This is a genomic window from Lacticaseibacillus kribbianus (genome assembly GCF_020180945.1).
GTDB lineage: Bacteria > Bacillota > Bacilli > Lactobacillales > Lactobacillaceae > Lacticaseibacillus > Lacticaseibacillus kribbianus.
The window spans coordinates 1-25,914 of record NZ_JAIPUL010000001.1; the positions used below are offsets into that span (position 1 = coordinate 1).

Consider the following 25,914-nt stretch of genomic DNA (forward strand, 5'->3'; position numbering starts at 1 on the left):
GTCGCTTGGAGCGAAGAACGGGTGCTAGATGGTGCCCTTTTATTTTGCGCTGTTATTGAAAAAAGGTCTACACTCTCGGCGTTGGAATTCTCCAACACCAGAAAGTGTAGACCCCTTTTTTTGCGTTCGCTTTTTGCGCGGGGGTTGGCTATAATAAAAGTCAAGATTAGTCAGACTGCATCTGGGGAGGTGAACGCATGCAGGGTCAAAACATGTCGGACGTGATCGAGCAGTACCTCAAGGCGATGCTGGCCGCCCAGCGCCAGGTCGAGATCTCGCGCGCAGAGGTGGCCGACCAGTTCAACTGCGTCCCGTCGCAGATCAACTACGTCATCAAGACGCGGTTCACGCCGGAGCGCGGCTACGTGGTCAAGAGCAAGCGCGGCGGGGGCGGCTACATCCGCATCCACAAGGTCAGCAAGCTGTCGGACCAGTCGCTGGTGTGCCTGATGGCCGACGCGATGCCCGAACGGCTCACCGCGGCCGAGGGCCAGGGCATGCTCCAGCAGCTGTACGAGGCCGGGGTGATCAGCCGCCAGACCGGCACCGCGATGCTGAACGTGCAAAGCGACCACACCTTGGCGCAGGCCGATGCCGGCGCCACGGCACGGCTGCGGGCGCGGGTGATGCTTGCATTCCTCGACAGTTTGCGGTATGACAGATAGAACAATTTCGCCAATCGATCCCAGTGATCAAAGGAGCTAGCAGATGGACAACTTATTTACCCCAAGTGCGAAGAACGTCTTACAAATCGCTCAGGACCAGGCCAAAGCCTTCCACCACCACGCCGTGGGCACCGAGCACCTTCTGATCGCCCTGGTGATGGAGCCCGAGGGCATCGCCGGCAAGACCCTGCGGCAGCTGTCCGTGACCGAGGGGGACGTGCACGATGAAATCGAGCGCTTCACCGGCTACGGCACCACCGACGCGGGCCGCACCGCCAAGGACGCCTACCTGCCGTACTCACCCAAGGGCAAGGAGATTCTGAGCTTCGCCGGCGACGAGGCCAAGCGGCTCGGCGCGCTGAAGATCGGCACCGAGCACATCCTGCTGGGGCTGTTGCGCGAGGACGACATCCTCGCCGCGCGCATCCTGCAAAACCTTGACCTGAGCCTCGCCAAGACCCGCCAGCTGGTACTCAAGAAGATGGGCATCACCGACGCGCCGGCCAAGCACAAGGGCGGCCCGGGCGCCCGGCCTGCCCGCGCGGCCAGCGCCGGCACCCCGACGCTCGACGGCCTGGCGCGCGACCTGACGCAGCTGGCGCGCGAGAACAAGATGGATCCGGTGGTCGGGCGCGACAAGGAGGTCCGCCGTCTGGTCCAGATCCTCGCGCGGCGCACCAAGAACAACCCGGTGTTGATCGGCGAGCCCGGCGTCGGCAAGACGGCGATCGCCGAGGGCTTCGCGGAGAAAATCGTCGCGGGCCAGGTCCCGGCCGACATGCGCAACAAGCGGCTGATGATGCTCGACATGGGCTCTTTGGTCGCCGGCACCAAGTACCGCGGTGAGTTCGAGGACCGGCTGAAGAAGGTGATCGACGAGATCTACCAAGACGGCCAGGTGATCCTGTTCATCGACGAGCTGCACACGCTGATCGGCGCGGGCGGCGCGGAGGGCGCCATCGACGCCTCCAACATTTTGAAGCCGGCCCTGGCCCGCGGCGAGCTGCAGCTGATCGGCGCGACCACCCTGGACGAGTACCAGAAGTACATCGAAAAGGACGCGGCCCTCGAGCGGCGCTTCGCCACGATCCAAGTCGACGAGCCAAGCCCGGCCGAGGCCGAGCAGATCCTGGCCGGGCTGCGGCCGCGCTACGAGGCGCACCACGGCGTGACCATCACCGACGCGGCGCTGCACGAGGCCGTCGTGCTGTCGACGCGCTACATCGCCAGCCGCTTCCTGCCCGACAAGGCGATCGACCTGATCGACGAAAGCGCGGCCAAGGTGCGCCTGGACGAGGCGGACAAGCCGACCAAGGCCGACAAGCTTCAAGAGAAGCTGCGCGAGACGGTCGACGCCAAGAACGAGGCGATCATGCACCAGGACTTCGAGCTGGCGGCCTCCATCCGCGAAAAGGAGCAAAAGCTCCGCACCAAGGTCGAGGCGGAAGACCAGGGCGACGGCATTCGCAAGGACGTCAAGGTGACGCCCGAGGACGTGGCCGAGGTCGTGTCGCAGTGGACCGGCGTGCCGGTCACCCAGATGCAAAAGAAGGAAAGCGAGCGCCTGGTCAACCTGGAGAAGGTCCTGCACGAGCGCGTCGTCGGGCAGGATGAGGCGGTGTCCGCCGTCGCCCGCGCGATTCGCCGGGCCAGAAGCGGGCTGAAGGACCCGACCCGCCCGATCGGCTCCTTCATGTTCCTCGGCCCCACCGGCGTCGGCAAGACCGAGCTGGCCAAGGCCCTGGCGGAGGCGATGTTCGGCTCAGAGGACGCGATGATCCGCGTTGACATGTCCGAGTACATGGAGAAGTACTCCACCAGCCGGCTGATCGGCGCGGCCCCGGGCTACGTCGGCTACGACGAGGGCGGGCAGCTGACCGAGAAGGTGCGCAACAAGCCTTACTCGGTGGTGCTGCTCGACGAGGTGGAAAAGGCGCACCCGGATGTGTTCAACATCCTGCTCCAGGTCCTCGACGACGGCTTTTTGACCGACTCCAAGGGCCGGCGGGTCGACTTCCGCAACACCATTTTGATCATGACCTCCAACATCGGCGCGACCGCGCTGCGCGACGACAAGAGCGTCGGCTTCGGCGCGGTCAACGGGGCCGGGGACTTCAAGGCGATGAAGTCGCGGATGCTGGCGGAGCTGCGCCGGGCGTTTCGGCCGGAGTTCCTCAACCGCATCGACGAGACCGTGGTCTTCCACAGCCTCGACGCCAAGCAGCTGCGCGAGATCGTCAAGATCATGGCCAAAAACGTGCTGCACCGCCTGTCCGATCAGGACATCAACGTCAAGATCACGCCGGCCGGCATCGATGCGGTCGCCAAGGCGGGCTTTGACCCCGAGTACGGGGCGCGGCCGATCCGCCGGGCGCTGCAGCGCGACGTCGAAGACGAGCTGTCCGAGCTGCTGTTAACCGGTCAGGCCAAGGCGGGCGACACCATCACCATTGGCGCCAAGAAGGGCAAGCTGACCTTCGCCGTGCACCCGGCCCCGGCCGCCCCGGAGCCGGTCAAGGCTTGACAAACAAACACCGAATCTGGTACCATTAGTGCAATTGCATTTCGGTTAGGATGTGGCTGCGTCGATCTATTGTCCGGCGTAGCGCAAATAAAAACGCAAAAGTAACGGCGAACGCGCTTACTTTTCGTTTTTTTTTGCTCAAAACGCCGCCCAACCAGCAGATGTAACCTAACTGTAATATTTGACGGTAAATTCTATGAGGGGTGAACAAACTTGGTAGGACACTTAGTGAATTACGGCAAGCACCGCACCCGCCGTTCCTATTCCCGGATCAAAGAAGTACTCGATCTGCCCAACCTGATCGAGATCCAGACCAACTCATACCAGTGGTTTTTAGATGAAGGCCTGAAGGAAATGTTCGACGACATCATGCCGATCGAGGACTTCCAGGGCAACCTGTCGCTCGAATTCGTCGATTACCAGCTGCTTGAGCCGAAGTACACGGTCGAAGAGGCGCGCCAGCACGACGCGAACTACTCCGCGCCGCTGCACGTGACGCTGCGTCTGACCAACCACGAAACCGGCGAGATCAAGTCCCAGGACGTCTTTTTCGGCGACTTCCCGCTGATGACCAAGCAGGGGACCTTCATCATCAACGGCGCGGAGCGTGTCATCGTCTCCCAGCTGGTCCGCTCCCCTGGCGTGTACTACAGCAGCGAGACCGACAAGAACTCCCGCGTGACGTTCGGCACCACCGTGATCCCGAACCGCGGCGCGTGGCTTGAATACGAAACCGACGCCAAGGATCTGGCCTACGTGCGCATCGACCGCACCCGCAAGATTCCTTTGACGGAGCTCGTGCGCGCGCTGGGCTTTGGCGCCGACCAGGACATCATCAACATCTTCGGCGACAACGACTCGCTGATGCTGACGCTTGAAAAGGACGTGCACAAAAACACGGACGACTCCCGCACCGACGAGGCCCTGAAGGACATCTATGAGCGCCTACGCCCAGGCGAGCCGAAGACCGCGGACTCCTCCCGGTCCCTGCTGTACGCGCGCTTCTTCGATCCAAAGCGCTACGACCTGGCCAACGTCGGCCGCTACAAGGTCAACAAGAAGCTCAGCCTGAAGACCCGCCTGCTCGGCCAGACTTTGGCCGAGACCCTGGCCGACCCCGAAACCGGTGAGGTCATCGCCGCCAAGGGCGACAAGATCGACCGCCACGTGATGGACACGCTGGGCGGCTACCTCGACCAGCCGGACTTCAAGACCGTGACGATCCAGCCTTCCGACCAGGGCGTCGTCACCGACCCGATGACCATCCAGGTGATCAAGGTTTACTCCCAGGTCAACCCGGAGAAGGAAATCAACCTGATCGGCAACGGCCACATCGACAAGAAGGTCAAGTACCTGACCCCGGCCGACATCATCGCCTCCATGAACTACTTCCTGAACTTCCAGGAGGGCCTGGGCGCGACGGACGACATCGACCACTTGGGCAACCGTCGCATTCGCTCGGTCGGCGAGCTGCTTCAAAACCAGTTCCGCATCGGGCTGTCCCGCATGGAGCGTGTCGTGCGCGAGCGCATGTCGATCCAGGACACCGCGACCATCACGCCGCAGCAGCTGATCAATATTCGGCCGGTTGTTGCCTCCATTAAGGAATTCTTCGGTTCCTCCCAGCTGTCCCAGTTCATGGACCAGACCAACCCGCTGGGCGAGCTGACGCACAAGCGTCGCCTGTCCGCCCTTGGGCCTGGTGGGCTGACGCGTGACCGCGCGGGCTACGAAGTGCGAGACGTGCACTACACCCACTACGGCCGCATGTGCCCGATCGAAACGCCTGAAGGCCCGAACATCGGGCTGATCAACAGCCTCGCGTCCTACGCGGTGGTCAACCCGTACGGCTTCATCGAGACCCCGTACCGCCGTGTGTCTTGGACCGATCACAAGGTCACCGACAAGATCGACTACCTGACCGCCGACGAGGAAGATAACTACGTCGTGGCCCAGGCCAACGCGCCGTTGACCGACGACGGGGCCTTCGCCGAGGAGACCATCCTGGCTCGTAAGAAGGATGAAAACATCGAGACCACGGCCGACCACATCGACTACATGGACGTGTCGCCAAAGCAGGTAGTCGCGGTCGCGACCGCCTGCATCCCGTTCCTCGAAAACGACGACTCCAACCGTGCCCTGATGGGGGCCAACATGCAGCGCCAGGCGGTGCCTTTGGTCAACCCGCACGCGCCGCTTGTCGGCACCGGCATGGAGTACAAGGCCGCCCACGACTCCGGGATCGCCGTTTTGGCCGAGCACCCGGGGACCGTTGAGTACGTCGACGCCAAGGAGATTCGCGTTCGCCGCGACGATGGCGCGCTCGACAAGTACAAGCTGATGAAGTTCCGCCGGTCTAACGCCGGCAAGAACTACAACCAGCGTCCGATCGTCCGCCTGGGCGACAAGGTCGACGCCGACGAGATCATCGCCGACGGCCCGGCGATGGAGAACGGCGAGCTGGCCCTGGGCCAAAACCCAATCATCGCCTTCATGACCTGGAACATGTACAACTACGAAGACGCGATCGTGCTGTCCGAGAAGCTGGTCAAGGAAGACGCCTACACCTCGATTCACATCGAGGAGTACGAATCAGAGGCCCGCGACACCAAGCTCGGCCCTGAGGAGATCACCCGCGAGATCCCGAACGTCGGCGACGACGCCCTGAAGGACCTCGACGAGTTCGGCATCATCCGCATCGGCGCCGAGGTCCGCGACGGCGACATCCTGGTCGGCAAGGTCACCCCTAAGGGCGTCACCGAGCTGTCCGCCGAGGAACGCCTGCTGCACGCCATTTTCGGCGAAAAGGCCCGCGAAGTCCGCGACACCTCGCTGCGTGTGCCTCACGGCGGCGGCGGCATCATCCAGGACGTGCGTATTTTCACCCGCGAGGCCGGCGACGAGCTGGCACCTGGCGTGAACATGATGGTGCGCGTCTACATCACCCAGAAGCGCAAGATCCAGGTCGGCGACAAGATGGCCGGCCGTCACGGCAACAAGGGGACCGTCTCCGTCGTTGTGCCGGAAGAGGACATGCCGTTCCTGCCTGATGGCACCCCGGTCGACATTCTGCTGTCGCCAATGGGTGTGCCGTCCCGTATGAACATCGGGCAGGTGCTCGACCTTCACCTCGGGATGGCCGCCAAGAAGCTGGGCATCCACGTGGCAACGCCGGTCTTCGACGGGGCCAACGATGACGACCTGTGGGCCACCGTCAAGGAGGCCGGCATGGCGTCCGACGGGAAGTCCGTCCTGTACGACGGCCGCACCGGCGAGCCGTTCGAAAACCGCGTGAGCGTCGGCGTCATGTACTACATGAAGCTCGCCCACATGGTCGACGACAAGCTGCACGCCCGCTCCATCGGGCCTTACTCTCTGGTTACGCAGCAGCCGCTGGGTGGTAAAGCCCAGTTCGGTGGCCAGCGCTTCGGGGAAATGGAAGTTTGGGCCCTGGAAGCCTACGGTGCCGCCTACACCCTGCAGGAAATCCTGACCTACAAGTCCGATGACGTCGTGGGCCGTGTGAAGACCTACGAGGCGATCGTCAAGGGCGAGCCGATTCCTAAGCCTGGCGTGCCGGAGTCCTTCCGCGTGCTGGTCAAGGAGCTGCAAGCCCTCGGCCTCGACATGAAGGTCCTGGACGCCGCCAAGAACGAGATCGAACTGCGCGACATGGACGACGAGGACGACGATGTGGTATCCGTCGATGCCCTGGCCAAGTTCGCCGCCCAGCAGGAAGAGAAAAAGGCCCAGGAGGCTGCCACAGCCGCTTCCGAGCAACACGACGAACACTAGGAGGTTAGCCCTTTGATTGATGTCAATAAATTCGAAAGCATGCAGATCGGCTTGGCCTCGCCGGACAAGATCCGCAGCTGGTCGTACGGGGAAGTCAAGAAGCCCGAGACGATCAACTACCGGACGCTGAAGCCTGAACGCGATGGGCTGTTCGACGAGCGCATCTTTGGGCCGACCAAGGACTGGGAGTGTGCCTGCGGGAAGTACAAGCGCATCCGGTACAAGGGCATCGTCTGCGACCGCTGCGGCGTCGAAGTGACCCGCAGCAAGGTGCGCCGCGAGCGCATGGGCCACATCGAGCTTGCCGCACCGGTGTCTCACATCTGGTACTTCAAGGGGATCCCGAGCCGCATGGGTCTGGTCCTCGACATGTCCCCGCGCGCCCTTGAGGAAGTGATCTACTTCGCCTCCTACGTGGTGATCGATCCCGGCGACACGGCGCTTGAGAAAAAGCAGCTGTTGACCGAGCGCGAGTACCGCGACAAGCGCGACGAGTACGGCAACGTCTTCAACGCGAAGATGGGTGCCGAGGCGATCAAGGAGCTGCTGCAGGCCGTCGACCTCCCCAAGGAAGTCGCCGAGCTGAAGGAAGACCTGAAGTCCGCCCAGGGCCAAAAGCGCACCCGCGCGATTCGCCGTCTGGACATCCTCGATGCCTTCCTGGAATCCGGCAACGACCCGGCCTGGATGGTGATGGACACCATCCCGGTCATCCCGCCGGACCTGCGCCCGATGGTTCAGCTCGAGGGTGGGCGCTTTGCCACCTCCGACTTGAACGACCTGTACCGCCGCGTGATCAACCGCAACAACCGTCTCAAGCGGCTGCTCGACCTGAACGCGCCGAACATCATCGTGCAAAACGAAAAGCGCATGCTCCAAGAGGCCGTCGACGCCCTGATCGACAACGGGCGCCGTGGCCGTCCGGTCACCGGTCCGGGTAACCGCCCGCTGAAGTCTTTGAGCCACATGCTCAAGGGTAAGCAGGGCCGGTTCCGCCAGAACCTGTTGGGCAAGCGTGTCGACTACTCCGGCCGTTCCGTCATCGACGTCGGCCCGACGCTGAAGTTCTACCAGTGTGGTCTGCCGCGCTCCATGGCGCTTGAGCTCTTCAAGCCGTTCGTGATGCGCGAGCTGGTCGCCCGCGAGATGGCGTCCAACATCAAGAACGCCAAGCGCAAGATCGACCGCGAGGACGAGGACATCTGGGATGTGCTCGAAGACGTGATCAAGGAGCGTCCGGTTCTGCTGAACCGCGCGCCTACCCTGCACCGTCTGGGCATCCAGGCCTTTGAGCCGGTGCTGGTCGACGGCAAGGCGATGCGCCTGCACCCGCTGGTGTGTGAAGCCTACAACGCCGACTTCGACGGGGACCAGATGGCGATCCACGTGCCGCTGTCCGACGAGGCCCAGGCCGAAGCGCGCCTTTTGATGCTCGCCGCGCACCACATCCTGGCCCCTAAGGACGGCAAGCCGATCGTAACGCCTTCTCAAGACATCGTGCTGGGGAACTACTACCTGACGATGGAGCAGAAGAGCCGCGAAGGCGAAGGCATGATTTTCAAGGACGCAAGCGAGGTCCTGATGGCGCTGCAAAACGGCTACGTGCACCTGCACAGCCGCATCGCGATTGCCGTCAACTCCATGCCGGAGAAGCCGTTCGAAGACGCCCAGCGCAACAAGCTGATGGTGACCTCCGTCGGCAAGGTGATCTTCAACGAGATCATGCCGGAGGACTTCCCATACCTCAACGAGCCGACCCAAGACAACATTGTCAACGGTGTGCCCGCCAAGTACTTCCTGCAGCCGGGCGAGGACCTGTTCGCCTACCTGCAGGACGCGCCTTTGATCCTGCCGTTCAAGAAGGGCTTCCTGTCCGACATCATCGCGGAGGTCTTCAAGACCTACAAGGTGCAGCGGACGTCCGACCTGCTGGACGACATGAAGACCCTGGGCTACACCCAGGCGACGCACTCCGGCCTGACCGTCGGGGTTGCCGACGTGCCGAACCTGCCGGAAAAGGGCGAGATCGTTGAGGCGGCCCACAAGAAGGTCGCCACGGTTTCCAAGCAGTTCCGTCGCGGGCTGATCACCGACCAGGAGCGCCACGACCGCGTCATCACCATCTGGAACGACGCCAAAGACGACATCCAGCAGAAGCTGATCGACGCCTTCGACCCGACGAACCCAATCTCCATGATGAGTGACTCCGGTGCCCGTGGTAACATCTCGAACTTCACCCAGCTTGCCGGGATGCGTGGCCTGATGGCGGCGCCGAACGGTGGGATGATGGAAGTGCCAGTTCTGTCGAACTTCCGTGAAGGCCTGTCCGTCATGGAAATGTTCATGTCCACCCACGGCGCCCGCAAGGGGATGACCGATACCGCGCTGAAGACCGCCGACTCGGGTTACCTGACCCGTCGTCTGGTCGACGTTGCGCAGGACGTCATTGTCCGCGAGGAGGATTGCGGCACCGACCGCGGCCTTTTGGTCACGGCCATCCGCGAAGGCAACGAAATGATCGAGCCGCTGTACGATCGTCTGGTCGGGCGCTACACCCAAAAGACCGTCTACGATCCGAAGACCGGTGACGTCATCGTGCCTAAGGACACCCTGATGGACGAGGACGCGGCTCAGGCCGTGGTGGATGCCGGCGTTGAGGCCGTCACCATCCGCTCCGTCTTCACCTGCGACACCAAGCACGGCGTCTGCCAGAAGTGCTACGGCCGCAACATGGCCACCGGCACCCAGGTCGAAGTCGGCGAGGCGGTCGGCACCGTTGCCGCCCAGTCCATCGGCGAACCAGGGACCCAGCTGACCATGCGTAACTTCCATACCGGCGGTGTTGCCGGCGGCGAAGATATCACGCAGGGGCTGCCACGTGTTCAGGAAATTTTCGAAGCCCGCAACCCGAAGGGGCTTGCGGTGATCTCCGAGGTTGACGGTGAAATCACCGCCATCGACGAGAACCCGGCCGAGCACACCCGTGAGATCACGGTCAAGGGTGAGACCGACACGCGCACCTACAGTGTGCCTTACGCCTCCTCCGTTGCGGTTGCCGAGGGCGACCACATCGACCGCGGCGGCCGTCTGACCGGCGGCTCGATCGACCCGAAGCAGCTGATCAAGGTGCAAAACGTCATCTCGACGGAAAACTACCTGATCAACGAAGTGCAGAAGGTCTACCGCATGCAGGGGGTTGAAATCGGGGACAAGCACGTCGAGGTCATGGTGCGGCAGATGCTGCGCAAGATCCGCGTGATGGATCCGGGCGACACCGACATTTTGCCGGGGACGCTTCTGGACATCGCCGAATTCACCGAGCGCAACAAGCAGACCCTGGTGCAGGGTGGCATTCCGGCCACCGGCCGCCCGGTTCTGCTCGGGATCACGAAGGCCTCCCTTGAGACCAACTCCTTCCTGTCCGCGGCGTCCTTCCAGGAAACCACCCGTGTCCTCACGGATGCCTCGATCCGCGGCAAGAACGATCCGCTGGTCGGCCTGAAGGAGAACGTCATCATCGGGAAGATTATCCCGGCTGGTACCGGGATGGCGACCTACCGTCACATGGAGCCCAAGGCCGTCGGCACCGTTTCCGACAGCGTCTACTCCATCGCCGACATCGAAAAGCAGATGAAGGAAAAGGAGGCGGCCAAGGCCGCCGCCGACACCGACTCGTCGACTCAAGACTAGGCAGCACTAGAGGCATCACCCCGACTGGGGTGATGCCTCTTTGCGTTGCGCGGGGCCCGACGCGGCCGGTCGGTCACACAAAAGCGAGCCACCGATCACGTTTTGTGATCGGTGGCTCGCTTTGCTTTGTTCTGACGCGATGCTGACGGGCGCGTGCCGGATGTGGTCTGGGTCGGTTGACCCTGCAGCGCCTCACGCGATGGTCGCGTTCAGGCAGGTCTTGAAGTGGTCCAGCGCCCACTCTTGGCCGCCGGGCTTGAAGGTCGCCACGGCGTCTTGGTGGATGGTCAGCGGGTAGTTCAGGTTGTAGGCGTCCACGGCGGTGTGCAGCACACAGATGTCGGTGCAGACGCCGACCAGGTGCACCTCGGTGACGTCGCGCTCGCGCAGCCACAGGTCAAGCGGGGTGCCGGCGAAGCTGGAGTAGCGGGTCTTGTCAAACAGCACGACGTTGGCGCCCTGGTGTTCGGCGTACCACGGGGCAAGCGGGCCAAAGAGCTCACGGCCCCAGCTGCCGCGGACGTTGTGCGGCGGGAACAGCTTGCTTTCTGGGTGGTAGGGGTCGTGGGGCGTGTGCACGTCGGTCGGCAGGTAGACGAAGTCGTGAGCCGTTACGAACTGCGAAGCCAGCTCGACGATGCGCGGCGCGATCGCCTGCGCGGGGGCACCGGCGGTCAGGGCGCCGGTCGGGGCGACGAAGTCATTGGTGTAATCGATGATCAACAGGGCTTTGGGCATGGTGTAACACCTCCATGGCCCAACTGTAGCAGAATCGGGCGGGATGTCAAGACAGATGAAACACGTGAAAGCGTGCGCAAGTGAGGCGGGGCCAAAGCCCGGCGCGGCGGCATTTTGCGCGTGAAAAAAGTTGCCTGACGGGCGAATTTTCCTTGCGTTTTGAGGCGCAAGTCTGTATACTATCAAGAGTGCTGTGTAATCTATGGGTTACTATGCACTTCTGGCTCGTGTTGAGTCACGGTAGCGTGGATGTGAGAGGTTGCGACACGCCCGGCCGCTTTGCCACGGCGGCGTGGCGGAAATTTTCACGGAGCTAGTCTACTAACTGATAATAGACGAAGGAGGTCACACAATGGCAAAACAAAAGATTCGGATCCGGTTGAAGGCTTACGAACACCGCATCCTTGATCAATCCGCAGATAAGATCGTCGAGACAGCCAAGCGCACAGGTGCTACTATCTCTGGTCCGATCCCTCTGCCGACGGAGCGCACGCTTTACACGGTGCTGCGTTCCCCGCATAAGTACAAGGACTCTCGGGAACAGTTCGAAATGCGCACCCACAAGCGCCTGATCGACATCATCAACCCGACGCCCAAGACCGTTGACGCGCTGATGAAGCTCGATCTGCCAAGCGGCGTTGACATCGAAATCAAATTATAATTCATAGTATTGGAGGTGTACCCATGACACGTAAAGGAATCTTAGGTAAGAAAATTGGCATGACGCAAGTTTTCACCGCTAACGGCGAACTCGTTCCCGTTACCGTGATCGACGTTACCCCAAACATCGTCCTGCAGGTCAAGACCGTTGAATCCGACGGTTACGAAGCAGTTCAGCTGGGCTACGGCGACAAGCGTGAAATTCTTAGCAACAAGCCAAGCGTCGGTCACGCCAAGAAGGCGGATACGACCCCTAAGCGCTTCATTAAGGAAATCCGTGATGTAGCGCTTAGCGAATACGAAGTGGGCAAAGAAGTCAAGGCTGACGAATTTGCCGCTGGCGACATCGTGGATGTCACCGGTACTTCCAAGGGCCACGGTTACCAAGGTAACATCAAGAAGGATGGCCAATCCCGCGGTCCTATGGCCCACGGCTCTCGCTACCACCGTCGTCCAGGTTCTCTTGGCGCCATCATCAACAAGGTGTTCAAGGGCAAGAAGCTGCCTGGCCGGATGGGTAACCACACCCGCACCATGCAAAACCTGACCGTCATCTCGACCGACCTGGAGCACAACGTCATCCTGATCAAGGGTAACGTCCCAGGCGCCAACAAGTCGTTCGTGACGATCCGTTCCGCTGTTAAGTCAGCGACCAAGTAATACGAAGGGAGGACATTAACTAATGGCAAACGTTACTTTATACAAGCAAGATGGCTCCGAGAACGGCACCGTTGAACTGAACGATGCAATCTGGGCGATCGAACCAAACGAAAACGTCGTGTTTGACGCAGTTGTGATGCAACGCGCTTCCCTTCGTCAAGGCACTTCTAAAGTTAAGAACCGCCACGAAGTTTCCGGCGGTGGCCGCAAGCCATGGCGCCAAAAGGGGACTGGCCGTGCGCGTCAGGGCTCGATCCGCAGCCCACAGTGGCGTGGCGGTGGGATCGTCTTTGGCCCACACCCGCGTTCCTACGCTTACCGCATCAACAAGAAGGCTTACCGCCTGGCGATCAAGTCCGTTCTGTCTCAGAAGGTTACCGATGCTGAGCTCGTCGTCGTTGACGCTTTGAGCTTCGACGCACCGAAGACCAAGGACTTTGCAGCAGCGCTGTCCGCGCTGAACGTGAACGAAAAGGCCCTGGTGGTTCTTGAGGCCGGCAACGACAACGCAGCCCTGGCTGCGCGCAACCTGCCGAACGTCAAGGTTATCGCCGCCGACGGGGTCAACGTCCTGGACGTTGTCAACTCCGGCAAGCTGATCGTGACCCAATCCGCACTCTCAAAGATTGAGGAGGTGCTCGCATAATGGAAGCACGCGACATCGTTTTACGCCCAATCGTGACCGAGCAATCCATGGCTGCCATGGACGACAAGAAGTACACCTTCGAAGTTGCCCAGCACGCCGAGAAGACCGCCGTTCGCCGCGCCGTTGAAGAAATCTTCGACGTCAAGGTGGCCAGCGTCAACATTGCCAACGTCAAGGGCAAGAAGAAGCGCCAAGGCAACTACGTGGGCTACACCCGCAAGCGCCGCAAGGCCATTGTGACCTTGACCGCCGATTCCAAAGAAATCAAGATCTTCGAAGACTAGTTCAAATAATAAGCATAGGAGGGAACAAGCGTGGGGATTATTAAGTACAAACCTACCAGCAATGGTCGGCGCAACATGTCTGGCTCTGATTTCGCTGAAATCACCAAGACGCGTCCTGAAAAGACGCTGCTTGAAAGCCAGAGCCACACGGCTGGCCGCAACTCATACGGTCACATCACGGTTCGTCACCGTGGCGGCGGCCACAAGCAATTCTACCGTACGATCGACTTCAAGCGTCAAAAAGACGGTGTCGTCGCAACGGTTAAGGCGATCGAATACGATCCAAACCGGACCGCGAACATCGCACTGCTTCACTACGAAGACGGGGTCAAGACCTACATTCTGGCACCTAAGGGCCTGAACGTCGGCGACAAGATCGTCTCCGGTGAAGAAGTCGACATCAAGGTCGGCAACGCGATGCCACTGAAGAACATCCCGGATGGGACGACGATTCACAACATCGAGCTCAAGCCTGGCAAGGGCGGCCAACTGGCCCGTTCCGCCGGCGCCTCCGCTCAGCTGCTGGGTAAGAACGACGACGGCAAGTACGTCACGGTTCGCCTGGCCTCCGGTGAAGTGCGCATGGTCCTCGCGGTTAACCGCGCGACCATCGGCGCTGTCGGCAACGAACAGCACGAACTGATCAGCATCGGTAAGGCCGGCCGCAAGCGCTGGCTCGGCTTCCGTCCGACCGTTCGTGGTTCTGTCATGAACCCTAACGATCACCCGCATGGTGGTGGTGAAGGTAAGGCACCTATCGGCCGTCCATCTCCACTTTCTCCATGGGGTAAGAAGACCCTCGGCAAGAAGACCCGTGATCACAAGGCCAAGTCCGAGAAGTTCATCGTTCGTCACCGTAAGACGAAGTAATTCATTTACTGAATCACATCCAATAAAGGAGGTCACACAATGGGTCGCAGTCTTAAAAAAGGACCTTTCGCCGATGCTCATCTGATGAAGAAGATCGAAGCGCAGGCGGACAGCGACAAGAAGACGGTCATCAAGACCTGGTCTCGTCGCTCTACCATTTTCCCAAGTTTCATCGGTTACACCATCGCCGTTTACGATGGTCGCAAGCACGTCCCAGTTTATGTTTCCGAAGACATGGTTGGTCACAAGCTGGGCGAATTCGTCCCAACCCGCACCTTCCGTGGTCATGCTAAGGACGACAAGAAGACCAAAGGGCGCTAGAAAGGAGCATATTCATGGCTGAACAAATTACGTCTGCAACCGCAACGGCCAAGACGGTTCGGATCGCTGCTCGCAAGGCGCGTCTGGTAATCGACTTGATCCGTGATCGCGACGTTGCCGAAGCACTGGCAATCTTGGACTTCACGCCACGCGCGGGTTCCCCGCTCGTCGAGAAGGTTCTCAAGTCCGCCATTGCGAACGCCGAACACAACTTTGACTTAGATGCGCAAAACCTTTACGTCAAGGAAGCCTACGTTAACGAAGGCCCAACCTTGAAGCGGTTCCGTCCGCGCGCCAAGGGTTCTGCATCACCGATCAACAAGCGCACCAGCCACATCACCGTGGTTGTTGCGGAAAAAGAAGCATAAGGAGGGATAACGCGTGGGTCAGAAAATTAATCCAAACGGTTTCCGTGTTGGCGTCATTCGTGACTGGGAATCCAAGTGGTACGCAGACAAAGACTTTGCTAAGTACCTTCACGAAGACATCAAGATCCGTTCATTCATCAACGGCAAGCTTGCGGAAGCCTCCGTTTCGACCATCGAAATCGAGCGCGCGGCTAACCGCGTGAACATTTCCATTCACACTGCCAAGCCTGGCATGGTGATCGGCAAGGGCGGCGCCCAGGTTGAAAGTCTGCGCAAGCAGCTCAACGACCTGACCGGCCGCAAGGTTCACATCAACATCGTCGAGATCAAAAAGCCTGATCTGGACGCCAAGCTCGTCGGCGAAAGCATCGCCGCTCAGCTTGAACAGCGCGTGGCCTTCCGTCGTGCCATGAAGCAAGCAATGCAGCGCACCATGCGTGCCGGTGCCAAGGGTGTTAAGACCCAGGCTGCCGGTCGTCTGAACGGTGCCGACATTGCCCGTCGTGAGCACTACTCCGAAGGTACCGTGCCTCTGCACACCCTGCGTGCCGACATCGACTACGCATGGGAAGAAGCGACGACGACTTACGGTCAGATCGGGATCAAGACCTGGATTTACCGGGGCGAAGTTCTCCCAGATCGGCCTAACCGTCCTCAAGCGAAAGGAGGGAAATAACCGATGTTAGTACCTAAGCGTGTTAAGCACCGCCGCGAATTCCGCGGTAAGATGCGTGGTGCCGCTAAGGGTGGCAAGGAAGTCAGCTTTGGCGAATTCGGTCTTGAAGCTTTGGAATCCCACTGGATCTCCAACCGTCAGATCGAAGCTGCCCGTGTTGCAATGACCCGTTACATGAAGCGTGGCGGTAAGGTTTGGATCCGCATTTTCCCTCAAAAGTCCTACACCTCTAAGGGTGTTGGGGTCCGCATGGGTAATGGTAAGGGTGCACCGTCCGGCTGGGTCGCAGTTGTTAAGCGCGAAAAGATCATGTTCGAAGTCGCAGGGGTGCCTGAAGAAGTCGCAAAGGAAGCTTTGCGTCTCGCCTCCACCAAGCTGCCGGTTCGCACCAAGATCGTGAAACGCGAGGAAGTAGGTGAGCAATCTAATGAAGGCTAAGGAAATTACGGCATTAAGCGCTGCTGAGATGCTCGAAAAGGAAAAGCAGTACAAAGAAGAACTTTTCAACCTGCGCTTCCAACAAGCAACTGGTCAGCTTGAAAACACTGCTCGCTTGAAGCAAGTGCGCCACAACATCGCACGGATCAAGACGGTCCTTCGGCAGCAAGAACTCAACAAATAATCGGAAAGGAGACAATCACCTTGGAAGAACGTAATTCTCGTAAAGTTTATCAAGGCCGCGTCGTATCAGACAAAATGGACAAGACCATTACCGTCGAAGTGAAGACGACTAAGACTCACCCGGTATACGGCAAGCGGGTCAAGTACTCGAAGAAGTACTACGCCCACGATGAGGAAAACACCGCTAAGACCGGCGACTTGGTCCGCATCATGGAAACTCGTCCGATGTCTCGCAACAAGCGTTTCCGTTTATTGAACGTTGTCGAAAAGGCAGTTCGTATCTAATCGAGATCGAGACGAAAGGAGGACCAACCCGTGATTCAACAAGAAAGTCGTCTTAAAGTGGCGGACAACTCCGGTGCCCGCGAATTACTGGTCATCAAAGTGCTTGGCGGTTCCTACCGCAAGACCGGTAACATCGGTGACATCGTTGTCGCAACCGTAAAACAAGCTACACCAGGTGGCGTTGTCAAGAAGGCTGATGTCGTGAAGGCTGTCATCGTCCGCACCAAGTCCGGTGCGCGTCGTGTCGACGGCTCCTACATCAAGTTCGACGAGAACGCGGCTGTCATCATCAACGCCGACAAGAGCCCAAAGGGGACTCGTATCTTTGGACCAGTCGCACGTGAGCTGCGTGACGGCGATTTCATGAAGATCGTTTCCTTAGCGCCCGAAGTTCTGTAATCTGACCTATAGGAGGTGCGAAACATGAAAATCAAAACTGGTGACAAAGTGCGGGTCATGCGCGGTAAAGACGCCGGCAAGACCGGGACGGTGACCAAGGTTCTGCTCAACACAGACAAGGTGATCGTCGAAGGCGTCAACATGATCAAGAAGCACCAAAAGCCAAGCAATGCCAACCCTCAGGGCGGCATTGTCGACAAGGAAGCAGCGATTCACGTGTCCAACGTGATGCTGCTCGACCCGGAAACCGACAAGCCTACGCGCATCGGCACCGAGATCAAAGACGGTAAAAAAGTGCGGATCGCCAAGAAGTCTGGTTCCGCAATCGAAAAGTAATCAGAAAGGAGGACTAAACTCGCATGACCAACCGTTTACAAGAACGCTACAACACTGAGATCGCGCCCGCTCTGGTTGAGAAATTCAGCTACAAGAGCACGATGCAGACCCCGAAGGTCGAAAAGATCGTCCTGAACATGGGTGTCGGCGACGCGACCCAAAACGCCAAGAACCTTGACGAAGCCGTTGCCGAGCTGAAGCTCATCTCCGGCCAGCAGCCTTTGATCACCAAGGCCAAGAAGTCCATCGCGAACTTCCGCCTGCGTGAAGGCATGGCCATCGGCGCCAAGGTGACCCTGCGCGGTGAACGCATGTACGATTTCCTTGACAAGCTGATCAACGTTTCCCTGCCTCGAGTTCGTGACTTCCACGGTATCTCCGCGAAGTCCTTCGACGGGCGCGGCAACTACACGCTTGGGGTCAAGGAACAACTGATCTTCCCTGAAGTGGATTACGACAAGGTAAACCGCGTTCGGGGCCTGGACGTTGTCATCGTTACGACGGCTAACACCGATGAAGAAGCACTCGAGCTGCTTTCCAAGCTTGGGATGCCATTCGCCAAATAAGGAGGGACACACTTGGCTAAGAAGTCAATGATCGTGAAGAACAATCGGCCTGCAAAGTTCGCAGTGCAAGAATACACACGCTGCCAACGCTGTGGCCGTCCGCATTCCGTCTACCGTAAATTCAAACTCTGCCGGATTTGCCTTCGTGAATTAGCACATGCCGGTCAAATCCCAGGTATGCGCAAAGCTAGCTGGTAAACCAGTACAAGTCAAAGGAGGTTAAATCAATGGTCTTGACCGATCCAATCGCAGATTACTTGACCCGGATTCGCAACGCCAACATGGTTCGTCACGAATCCCTGGTCGTACCTGCATCTAAGATGAAAATCAACATTTCCGAGATCCTTAAGTCTGAAGGCTTCATTCGTGATTACGAAGTCATCGAAGACGACAAGCAAGGCGTGATCCGTCTCTTCCTGAAGTACGGGAAGAACAACGAACGCGTCATCTCCGGTTTGAAGCGGATCTCCAAGCCGGGTCTGCGTTCATACGTGAAGGCGAACGAAGTGCCGAAGGTATTGAACGGCCTGGGCATCGCGATCCTTTCCACTCCAGAAGGCGTTATCACCGACAAAGAAGCCCGCGCGAAGAACGTCGGCGGCGAAGTGCTCGCGTACATCTGGTAATCTAAAACACTTAAAAGGAGGTGCCTACAAGTGAGTCGTATTGGTAATAAATCCATCACCGTCCCAGCGGGTGTCACCATCACCGCAGACGGCGAGAACATCACCGTTAAGGGTCCTAAGGGCGAATTGACTCGCCACTTTGCGCCTGAAATCGAAATGCACCAGGAAGGCGCGGAGATCACATTCACCCGCCCAGATGATTCCTGGAAGGCCATGCACGGCACGATGCGTGCGAACCTGAACAACATGATCGTCGGCGTGACCGATGGCTTCGTCAAGAAGCTTAAGCTCGTCGGGGTCGGCTACCGTGCCCAGAAGCAGGGCGAAAAGCTCGTCCTGGCCGTCGGTTACTCCCACCCCGTTGAGATGGAAGCACCGGCCGGCGTAACCTTCGAGGTTCCAAGCAACACCGAGATCAACGTGGCTGGGATTTCCAAGCAGGTTGTCGGTCAGTTTGCAGCCGAGATTCGTGCCGTTCGTTCCCCAGAACCTTACAAGGGTAAGGGTATCCGTTACGTCGATGAAGTTGTTCGTCGTAAGGAAGGTAAGACCGGTAAGTAGTCGTTAACACACTAACAAGAGGTGAACATTGTGATTTCTAAGCCAGATAAAAACAAAACTCGGCAGCGGCGTCACGCGCGTGTCCGGGGTAAGATTTCTGGTACGAGCGAGCGCCCACGCTTGAACGTTTTCCGTTCTAACAAGAACATCTACGCGCAATTAATTGATGACGTAGCGGGTGTGACGCTAGCAAGTGCCTCCACTCTTGATAAAGAAATTGCCGCAACTGACAACAAGACCGCCCAGGCAACCGCCGTTGGTGAACTGATCGCCAAGCGCGCCGTAGCCGCCGGTCACAAAGACGTGGTCTTTGACCGTGGTGGTTACCTCTATCATGGTCGCGTGCAGGCTTTAGCTGAAGCTGCGCGTGAAAACGGCCTCGAATTCTAATCAAAGGAGGATAACCAACACATGGCATCATACATCGATCCAAACCAACTCGACTTGGAAGACCGCGTCATCGCGATCAACCGCGTCACCAAAGTTGTCAAAGGTGGTCGCCGTCTGCGTTTCGCAGTCATCGCGGTCGTTGGCGATAAGCACGGTCACGTCGGCTTCGGTACCGGTAAGGCGCAGGAAGTGCCTGAAGCGATCCGTAAGGCCGTCGAAGACGCCAAGAAGAACCTGATCGAAGTGCCGGTCGTCGGCACCACGATTCCTCACGAAGTCATCGGCCATTTCGGCGCCGGCGAAGTACTGCTGAAGCCTGCCGTTGAAGGGTCCGGGGTCGCTGCTGGGGGCGCGGTTCGTGCCGTCATGGAACTCGCCGGTATCGCAGACGTTACCAGCAAGTCCCTCGGCCGTAACACGCCGATCAACATGATCCGCGCGACCGTCGCTGGGCTCAAGCAGCTCAAGACGATTGAGGAAACCGCCGATCTTCGCGGCGTGTCCGTTTCTCACTTACAAGACTAGGAGGGCACATAATGGCTCAAGTAAAAATTACGCTGACCAAGAGTGCTGCTCACCGGTTGCCTAAGCAACGTACGATTGTGAAGGAACTCGGTCTTGGTCGGGTTAACAGCTCGGTTATCAAACCCGACAACGCAGCCACCCGTGGTGCGATTTTCCAGATTTCCCACTTGGTTTCCGTTGAAGAGATCAAGGACTAAAACTACACGAAACGGAGGTGTCCTAGAGTATGAAGTTGCATGAATTAAAGCCAAGCGAGGGCTCTCGCCAGCACGGCAAGCGCCTCGGTCGCGGTACGTCCAGCGGCCAGGGTAAGACGGCCGGTAAGGGTCAAAAGGGCCAACTGGCACGTCAGGGCGGCAAGACCCGTCTCGGGTTCGAAGGTGGCCAGATGCCACTGTTCCGTCGCATGCCGAAGCGTGGGTTCAAGAACATCAACCGCAAGGACTTTGCTGTGATCAACTTGAAGGATCTCAACAAGTTCGAAGACGGGACCGAAGTCAACCCAGCACTGCTGATCGAAAGCGGCCTTGTCAAGGACGCAAAGGACGGCATCAAGCTGCTGGCTGACGGTCAACTCGACAAGAAGCTGACCATCAAGGTCAACAAGGCGTCCGAAGCTGCAGTTGAGGCGGTTAATGCCGCAGGCGGTTCGATCGAGGTGATCTAATGCTGAAGACCCTCATTAACGCGCTCAAAGTCAAGGAGATCCGCAACAAGATCCTCTTCACCTTAGGCGTATTACTGGTTTATCGGTTAGGTTCTCAGATCTCGGTTCCGGGCGTCGATGCCTCGGCGTTGACCAAAATCAGTGAGAGTGGCTTGATCCCGTTACTTGACACTGTCAGTGGTGGCGGCCTTTCGAACTACTCGATTTTCTCCATGGGGGTTTCACCATACATCACGGCGCAGATCGTGGTCCAGCTGTTGCAGATGGACATCGTGCCGAAGTTCGTCGAATGGAGCAAGCAGGGTGAAGTGGGGCGGCGCAAGCTGAACCAGGTCACCCGCTACCTGACCATCGGCCTTGGATTCTTCCAGGCGATCGGGATCACGGCCGGGTTCCAAACCCTGTCGGTCTACGGTCTGGTCAAGAACCCAAACATTCAGACCTACGTCGTGATTGGGATCATCCTGACCGGTGGGACCATGCTGTTGACCTGGATGGGTGAGCAGATCACCGATAAGGGGATCGGCAACGGCGTGTCGATGATCATCTTTGCCGGGATCATCGCCCGCCTCCCAAGTGGCTTCCAGGAGTTGTTCACCGATAACATCACGAACAACGACCCGAGCGACCTGTGGAAGGGCATCCTGTTCCTGGTTGCGCTGGCCGTGCTGCTGATCGCAGTCGTGACCTTCGTCACCTGGGTTCAACAGGCCAACCGCAAGATTCCGATCCAGTACACGCGCCGCGTCACCGCGGCCGGCAGCAATTCCTACCTGCCGTTGAAGGTCAACGTCGCCGGGGTTATCCCGGTCATCTTCGCCAGCTCGTTCATCGTGACGCCGCAGACCATCCTGATGGCCTTCCAGGCCAAGCACGCGGGCGACGGCTGGTACCAGGTGATGACGAACATCTTCAACATGCAAAAGCCGGCCGGGACCGCGATTTACACCCTGCTGATCGTCGTCTTCACGTTCTTTTACGCCTTCGTCCAGGTCAACCCGGAGAAGGTGGCCGAGAACCTGACCAAGCAGGGGAGCTACATCCCAGGCGTCTGGCCGGGTAAGGAGACCGAAAAGTACATGTCCGGTGTGCTGATGCGCCTGTCAACGGTCGGCGCCCTGTTCCTTGGGGTTGTCGCCTTGATGCCGCAGCTGGCCGCCAACATCTGGGGCCTGCCACAGTCCATCGGGCTGGGCGGCACGAGCCTTCTGATCGTGGTCATGACCGCCGTTGAGCTGGTTCGCCAGCTGGACGGGCTGCTCATGAAGCGCGAGTACGTCGGCTTCATCCAGGACGATCTCATCGCAGACTAGTCAATATCGAGGAGGATGCAACGTGAATCTCATTTTAATGGGACTTCCCGGTGCAGGTAAGGGGACGCAGGCCGAGAAAATCGAGGCCGAGTACCCCATTGCCCACATCAGTACAGGGGATATGTTCCGCGCGGCCATGGCGGCCGGCACGGAGCTGGGGCTCAAGGCCAAGTCCTACATGGACGCCGGGACCTTGGTTCCCGACGAGGTGACCGAGGCCATCGTGAAGGAACGCCTAGGCGAGTCCGACACCGATGCCGGTTACATGCTGGACGGCTTCCCACGCACCATCGCGCAGGCCGAAGCGCTCGAGACCATCACGACGGACCTGAACAAGCCCGTCGAGGCAGTGATCAACATCGCCGTTGAACCAGAGGTCCTGGTGGATCGGCTTTCCGGCCGCTTCATCTGCAAGACCTGCGGGGCGACCTACCACAAGCTCTACCACCCGACGAAGGTGGCGGGCACGTGCGATCGCTGCGGCGGCCACGAGTTCTTCCAGCGCGAGGACGATAAGCCCGCAACGGTGAAGAATCGCCTCAAGGTCAACATCGAGATGAACACGCCGCTGCTTGACTTTTACCAGTCGCGCAACCTGCTGTTCACCGTCAACGGCGACCAAGACATCGACCTGGTCTTTGCTGAGGTCCAGGCGATCCTGAAGAAGATCGCGAAGTAAGCACCGCCTTTTGCAAACACCCCTGACTGTTTTCAAAAACTTGTTTTTATGGTACAATATCGCGGTATGTGCGGTGAGTGCCAGTGGCCTCACCCTTTTCGCGCGTAGCACCAGACATTTAGGAGGAAAATCTTAGTGGCAAAAGACGATGTAATCGAGATTCAAGGCACCGTGGTCGATACCTTACCGAACGCGATGTTCCAAGTCGAGCTTGAGAACGGGGCGACCATCCTGGCCCACGTCTCCGGCAAGATCCGGATGCACTACATCCGCATCCTGCCCGGTGACCGGGTGACCGTGGAGCTGTCGCCGTACGATCTGACCAAGGGCCGGATCACGTACCGCTTCAAGTAGGGTGTCACAACCCCTGCCACGTGCCTGATTAGATAATACCCTGTGCCATTCTGGCACACCCAGAGGAGGCTTAATCATGAAAGTACGTCCATCCGTCAAAAAGATGTGCGAGCACTGCAAAGTGATCCGCCGCAAAGGCCGTGTCATGATCATTTGCCCTGCAAACCCTAAGCATAAGCAACGCCAAGGCTAAAACCTAAAACACAAATAGGAGGTGTCCATCGTATGGTTCGTATCGCTGGTGTCGACTTACCACGTGGTAAGCAAATCGTTGTTGCCCTGACCTACATTTTTGGGATCGGCAAGACCACCGCTCAGAAGATCCTCAAGGACGCAGGCGTTCCTGAAAACGTCCGCCAAGAAGACCTGACCCCAGATCAAGAAGACAAGATCCGCGCAGCCGTTGACAACATCAAGGTTGAAGGCGATCTTCGTCGCGAAGTCAGCCTGAACATCAAGCGGCTTCAGGAAATCGGTTCCTATCGTGGGATCCGTCACCGCCGTGGTCTGCCTGTTCGCGGTCAAAACACCAAGAACAACGCACGGACGCGCAAGGGTAAGAAAGTTACCATTGCCGGCAAGAAGAAATAACTAAGAAGGAGGTAATATTCGATGGCAGCACGCAAAACAACTCGTAAGCGTCGGGTGAAGAAGAACATCGAGTCCGGTGTGGCTCACATTCACTCCACGTTCAACAACACGATCGTCATGATCACCGACCCTCGCGGCAACGCGATCGCCTGGTCCTCAGCCGGTGCCTTGGGCTTCAAGGGTTCCCGTAAGTCCACGCCTTTCGCCGCCCAGATGGCAGCGGAAGCCGCAGCTAAGGAATCCATGGAGCACGGCATGAAGTCTGTTGAAGTAACCGTCAAGGGCCCTGGCTCTGGCCGTGAAGCCGCGATTCGCTCCCTCCAGGCAACTGGACTTGAAGTGACCGCGATCCGCGATGTTACACCGGTTCCGCACAACGGTTCCCGTCCTCCAAAGCGTCGTCGTGTGTAATTGTTACCAGACGACTCGTCTTGGTTGACAATGTTCACTTCTCGTTTTGAAAGGGGTACAGACTAGATGATCGAATTTGAAAAGCCGAACATCACCAAAGTTGACGAAAGCACCAACTACGGCAAGTTCGTGGTTGAGCCGCTCGAGCGCGGCTACGGGACCACGTTAGGTAACTCGCTGCGTCGCATCCTGTTATCCTCTTTGCCTGGTGCTGCGGTCTCCAACATCCAGATCGATGGTGTGCTCCACGAGTTCTCCACGATCGACGGCGTGCTGGAAGACGTCACCCAGATCATCCTGAACATCAAGAAGCTCGCCTTGAAGATGACGGCGGATGACGACAAAACCGTCGAAATCGACGTGACGGGGCCGGCGACGGTGACCGCCGCGGACATCGTGACGGACAGTGACGTCGAAGTGCTGAACCCTGAGCAGTACATCTGTACCGTTGCTGAGGGCGGCCGCTTCCACGTTCGGATGACGGTTCGCACCGGTCGCGGCTATGTGCCGGCAGACCAGAACAAGAGCGACGACATGCCGATTGGGGTATTGCCTGTCGACTCCATTTTCACCCCCATCAGTCGGGTCAACTACCAGGTTGAAAGTGCACGTGTTGGGCGGCGCAACGACTTCGACAAGCTGACTTTGGATGTTTGGACCAACGGTTCGATTTCTCCGCGCGAGGCGATCAGCCTGGCCGCGAAGATCATGACCGAACACCTCGACATCTTCGTCAACTTGACCGACGAGGCCAAGAACGCCGAAATCATGGTTGAAAAGGAAGAGACCCACAAGGAAAAGATGCTCGAGATGACCATCGAAGAGCTCGACTTGTCCGTCCGTTCTTACAACTGCCTGAAGCGTGCTGGCATCAACACGGTTCAGGAACTGACCAACAAAACAGAAGCCGATATGATGAAGGTGCGCAACCTCGGCCGCAAATCACTTGAAGAAGTGAAGAACAAGTTATCCGACTTGGGCCTGGGTCTGCGCAAAGAAGATTAATCTCGTAAAGGAGGCCAATCCATGAGTTACCGGAAATTAGGGCGTACGAGCTCTCAACGTAAAGCACTGCTTCGCGATCTGACGACGGATCTGATCATCAACGAACGGATCACGACGACCGAAGCCCGCGCCAAGGAAATCCGCTCCACGACGGAAAAGATGATCACCCTGGGCAAGCGCAACGACTTGCACGCACGCCGTCAGGCTGCCGCATTCCTGCGCAACGAAATCGCGGACGTCAAGGAAGACGGCGACAAGGTTGTCGTTCAGTCCGCCCTGCAGAAGCTGTTCTCTGACGTTGCCCCACGCTACGCAGAACGCAACGGCGGTTACACCCGCACGTTGAAGACCGCGCCTCGTCGTGGCGATGCCGCACAAATGGTCATCATCGAACTCGTCTAAGTTCGCCTGACCACTTTTTTCAAAACCGAGCCGACCCCTGTGGCCGGTTCACTTTGATCATTTGATCGATGGAGCGTTACGATGTTGGCTACCTATTGGTATGGGCGTCAGCCCCAGGCCTCGGCCTGCCGAGTCTAGCTTGCGAGCACCGGGCAACCGGTGTCTCCATCTCAAATGATTTTTTTACATACTGAAGCCGGCCGCTGGTCGGCTTTTTGTGTTGCAGTGGGTGGGCCGCGGCCTGCGGGTCCCGGGGCGGGGCGGGCTGCGCGGCCGGGGCGAGCCG

General features: G+C 58.7%; 34 protein-coding genes. 33 read left to right on the forward strand and 1 reads right to left on the reverse strand.

Features of this window, described 5'->3' with window-relative positions; translation table 11 throughout:
- Positions 1–197 precede the first annotated feature (197 nt).
- The 4 genes from LE416_RS00005 to rpoC all read left to right on the forward strand — a co-directional run bounded on the left by LE416_RS00005 (position 198) and on the right by rpoC (position 10,674).
- The gene (locus LE416_RS00005; RefSeq protein WP_225046455.1) at positions 198–665 is read left to right on the forward strand and encodes a CtsR family transcriptional regulator; all 468 of its coding nucleotides are present in this window, start codon (positions 198–200) and stop codon (positions 663–665) included.
- 43 nt (positions 666–708) lie between these two features.
- Complete coding sequence (locus LE416_RS00010; RefSeq protein ID WP_225046456.1) at positions 709–3,189, forward strand: ATP-dependent Clp protease ATP-binding subunit; 2,481 nt, start codon at positions 709–711, stop codon at positions 3,187–3,189.
- 213 nt (positions 3,190–3,402) lie between these two features.
- Positions 3,403–6,984, forward strand: a complete 3,582-nt coding sequence (rpoB, locus tag LE416_RS00015; protein ID WP_225046457.1) for a DNA-directed RNA polymerase subunit beta — start codon at positions 3,403–3,405, stop codon at positions 6,982–6,984.
- Between the two features lie 12 nt (positions 6,985–6,996).
- Entirely contained in the window at positions 6,997–10,674 is a 3,678-nt protein-coding gene (gene rpoC / locus LE416_RS00020) for a DNA-directed RNA polymerase subunit beta' (protein ID WP_225046458.1), read from the forward strand.
- 192 nt (positions 10,675–10,866) lie between these two features.
- Here rpoC and LE416_RS00025 read toward each other — a convergent pair whose 3' ends face one another.
- On the reverse strand, positions 10,867–11,412 hold the full coding sequence (locus LE416_RS00025; RefSeq protein ID WP_225046459.1) for a cysteine hydrolase family protein: 546 nt from the start codon (positions 11,410–11,412) through the stop codon (positions 10,867–10,869).
- 352 nt (positions 11,413–11,764) lie between these two features.
- On the opposite strand from LE416_RS00025, the gene rpsJ reads away from it, so the two are divergent.
- The 29 genes from rpsJ to rplQ all read left to right on the forward strand — a co-directional run bounded on the left by rpsJ (position 11,765) and on the right by rplQ (position 25,628).
- Positions 11,765–12,073 carry a 30S ribosomal protein S10 gene (gene rpsJ, locus LE416_RS00030; protein WP_225046460.1) on the forward strand — a complete coding sequence of 103 codons (309 nt, stop codon included), beginning with the start codon at positions 11,765–11,767 and terminating at the stop codon, positions 12,071–12,073.
- Between the two features lie 23 nt (positions 12,074–12,096).
- Entirely contained in the window at positions 12,097–12,732 is a 636-nt protein-coding gene (gene rplC, locus LE416_RS00035) for a 50S ribosomal protein L3 (RefSeq protein WP_225046461.1), read from the forward strand.
- Between the two features lie 22 nt (positions 12,733–12,754).
- Positions 12,755–13,378, forward strand: a complete 624-nt coding sequence (gene rplD / locus LE416_RS00040; protein ID WP_225046462.1) for a 50S ribosomal protein L4 — start codon at positions 12,755–12,757, stop codon at positions 13,376–13,378.
- Positions 13,378–13,662, forward strand: a complete 285-nt coding sequence (gene rplW, locus LE416_RS00045) for a 50S ribosomal protein L23 (RefSeq protein WP_225046463.1) — start codon at positions 13,378–13,380, stop codon at positions 13,660–13,662. The genes rplD and rplW overlap by 1 nt, the downstream gene beginning before the upstream one ends.
- A 30-nt stretch (positions 13,663–13,692) precedes the next feature.
- A complete protein-coding gene (gene rplB / locus LE416_RS00050) occupies positions 13,693–14,532 on the forward strand; it encodes a 50S ribosomal protein L2 (protein WP_225046464.1) in 840 nt (279 codons plus the stop codon).
- A 39-nt stretch (positions 14,533–14,571) separates the two neighbouring features.
- On the forward strand, positions 14,572–14,853 hold the full coding sequence (gene rpsS / locus LE416_RS00055) for a 30S ribosomal protein S19 (RefSeq protein WP_225046465.1): 282 nt from the start codon (positions 14,572–14,574) through the stop codon (positions 14,851–14,853).
- A 14-nt stretch (positions 14,854–14,867) separates the two neighbouring features.
- Positions 14,868–15,221, forward strand: coding sequence for a 50S ribosomal protein L22 (rplV, locus tag LE416_RS00060; protein ID WP_225046466.1), 354 nt, complete (start codon positions 14,868–14,870; stop codon positions 15,219–15,221).
- A 13-nt stretch (positions 15,222–15,234) separates the two neighbouring features.
- Positions 15,235–15,897, forward strand: a complete 663-nt coding sequence (rpsC, locus tag LE416_RS00065) for a 30S ribosomal protein S3 (protein WP_225046467.1) — start codon at positions 15,235–15,237, stop codon at positions 15,895–15,897.
- Between the two features lie 3 nt (positions 15,898–15,900).
- Positions 15,901–16,335, forward strand: a complete 435-nt coding sequence (gene rplP, locus LE416_RS00070; protein WP_225046468.1) for a 50S ribosomal protein L16 — start codon at positions 15,901–15,903, stop codon at positions 16,333–16,335.
- Complete coding sequence (rpmC, locus tag LE416_RS00075; protein ID WP_225046469.1) at positions 16,325–16,519, forward strand: 50S ribosomal protein L29; 195 nt, start codon at positions 16,325–16,327, stop codon at positions 16,517–16,519. Before rplP ends, rpmC begins: the two co-directional genes overlap by 11 nt.
- A gap of 20 nt (positions 16,520–16,539) precedes the next feature.
- A complete protein-coding gene (gene rpsQ, locus LE416_RS00080) occupies positions 16,540–16,803 on the forward strand; it encodes a 30S ribosomal protein S17 (protein ID WP_225046470.1) in 264 nt (87 codons plus the stop codon).
- A gap of 30 nt (positions 16,804–16,833) precedes the next feature.
- Positions 16,834–17,202, forward strand: a complete 369-nt coding sequence (rplN, locus tag LE416_RS00085) for a 50S ribosomal protein L14 (protein ID WP_225046471.1) — start codon at positions 16,834–16,836, stop codon at positions 17,200–17,202.
- A gap of 24 nt (positions 17,203–17,226) precedes the next feature.
- A complete protein-coding gene (gene rplX, locus LE416_RS00090) occupies positions 17,227–17,538 on the forward strand; it encodes a 50S ribosomal protein L24 (protein WP_225046472.1) in 312 nt (103 codons plus the stop codon).
- Positions 17,539–17,561: 23 nt separating this feature from the next.
- On the forward strand, positions 17,562–18,104 hold the full coding sequence (gene rplE, locus LE416_RS00095) for a 50S ribosomal protein L5 (protein ID WP_225046473.1): 543 nt from the start codon (positions 17,562–17,564) through the stop codon (positions 18,102–18,104).
- Positions 18,105–18,116: 12 nt separating this feature from the next.
- Positions 18,117–18,302, forward strand: coding sequence for a type Z 30S ribosomal protein S14 (locus LE416_RS00100; RefSeq protein ID WP_054717680.1), 186 nt, complete (start codon positions 18,117–18,119; stop codon positions 18,300–18,302).
- A gap of 29 nt (positions 18,303–18,331) precedes the next feature.
- Positions 18,332–18,730 (forward strand): 30S ribosomal protein S8, encoded by a 399-nt coding sequence (gene rpsH / locus LE416_RS00105; protein WP_225046474.1) that lies wholly within the window; start codon positions 18,332–18,334, stop codon positions 18,728–18,730.
- 30 nt (positions 18,731–18,760) lie between these two features.
- Positions 18,761–19,291 (forward strand): 50S ribosomal protein L6, encoded by a 531-nt coding sequence (rplF, locus tag LE416_RS00110; protein WP_225046475.1) that lies wholly within the window; start codon positions 18,761–18,763, stop codon positions 19,289–19,291.
- Between the two features lie 30 nt (positions 19,292–19,321).
- Positions 19,322–19,681, forward strand: a complete 360-nt coding sequence (gene rplR, locus LE416_RS00115; protein ID WP_225046476.1) for a 50S ribosomal protein L18 — start codon at positions 19,322–19,324, stop codon at positions 19,679–19,681.
- A 21-nt stretch (positions 19,682–19,702) separates the two neighbouring features.
- Positions 19,703–20,206 (forward strand): 30S ribosomal protein S5, encoded by a 504-nt coding sequence (gene rpsE / locus LE416_RS00120; RefSeq protein WP_225046477.1) that lies wholly within the window; start codon positions 19,703–19,705, stop codon positions 20,204–20,206.
- An 11-nt stretch (positions 20,207–20,217) separates the two neighbouring features.
- Entirely contained in the window at positions 20,218–20,403 is a 186-nt protein-coding gene (gene rpmD / locus LE416_RS00125; RefSeq protein ID WP_225046478.1) for a 50S ribosomal protein L30, read from the forward strand.
- A 29-nt stretch (positions 20,404–20,432) separates the two neighbouring features.
- Entirely contained in the window at positions 20,433–20,873 is a 441-nt protein-coding gene (rplO, locus tag LE416_RS00130) for a 50S ribosomal protein L15 (RefSeq protein ID WP_225046479.1), read from the forward strand.
- Positions 20,873–22,186 carry a preprotein translocase subunit SecY gene (secY, locus tag LE416_RS00135; RefSeq protein ID WP_225046480.1) on the forward strand — a complete coding sequence of 438 codons (1,314 nt, stop codon included), beginning with the start codon at positions 20,873–20,875 and terminating at the stop codon, positions 22,184–22,186. Before rplO ends, secY begins: the two co-directional genes overlap by 1 nt.
- A gap of 22 nt (positions 22,187–22,208) precedes the next feature.
- Positions 22,209–22,865 (forward strand): adenylate kinase, encoded by a 657-nt coding sequence (locus tag LE416_RS00140; RefSeq protein WP_225046481.1) that lies wholly within the window; start codon positions 22,209–22,211, stop codon positions 22,863–22,865.
- A gap of 135 nt (positions 22,866–23,000) precedes the next feature.
- Positions 23,001–23,219 carry a translation initiation factor IF-1 gene (gene infA, locus LE416_RS00145; RefSeq protein WP_225046482.1) on the forward strand — a complete coding sequence of 73 codons (219 nt, stop codon included), beginning with the start codon at positions 23,001–23,003 and terminating at the stop codon, positions 23,217–23,219.
- Positions 23,220–23,295: 76 nt separating this feature from the next.
- Positions 23,296–23,412, forward strand: a complete 117-nt coding sequence (gene rpmJ, locus LE416_RS00150) for a 50S ribosomal protein L36 (protein ID WP_125706037.1) — start codon at positions 23,296–23,298, stop codon at positions 23,410–23,412.
- A gap of 32 nt (positions 23,413–23,444) precedes the next feature.
- Positions 23,445–23,810: a 30S ribosomal protein S13 gene (gene rpsM / locus LE416_RS00155; RefSeq protein WP_225046483.1), complete on the forward strand. Its 366-nt coding sequence runs from the start codon at positions 23,445–23,447 to the stop codon at positions 23,808–23,810.
- 21 nt (positions 23,811–23,831) lie between these two features.
- Positions 23,832–24,221 carry a 30S ribosomal protein S11 gene (gene rpsK / locus LE416_RS00160; protein ID WP_225046484.1) on the forward strand — a complete coding sequence of 130 codons (390 nt, stop codon included), beginning with the start codon at positions 23,832–23,834 and terminating at the stop codon, positions 24,219–24,221.
- A 66-nt stretch (positions 24,222–24,287) separates the two neighbouring features.
- Positions 24,288–25,226, forward strand: a complete 939-nt coding sequence (locus tag LE416_RS00165; protein ID WP_225046485.1) for a DNA-directed RNA polymerase subunit alpha — start codon at positions 24,288–24,290, stop codon at positions 25,224–25,226.
- 21 nt (positions 25,227–25,247) lie between these two features.
- A complete protein-coding gene (gene rplQ, locus LE416_RS00170) occupies positions 25,248–25,628 on the forward strand; it encodes a 50S ribosomal protein L17 (RefSeq protein ID WP_225046486.1) in 381 nt (126 codons plus the stop codon).
- Positions 25,629–25,914: the final 286 nt, after the last annotated feature.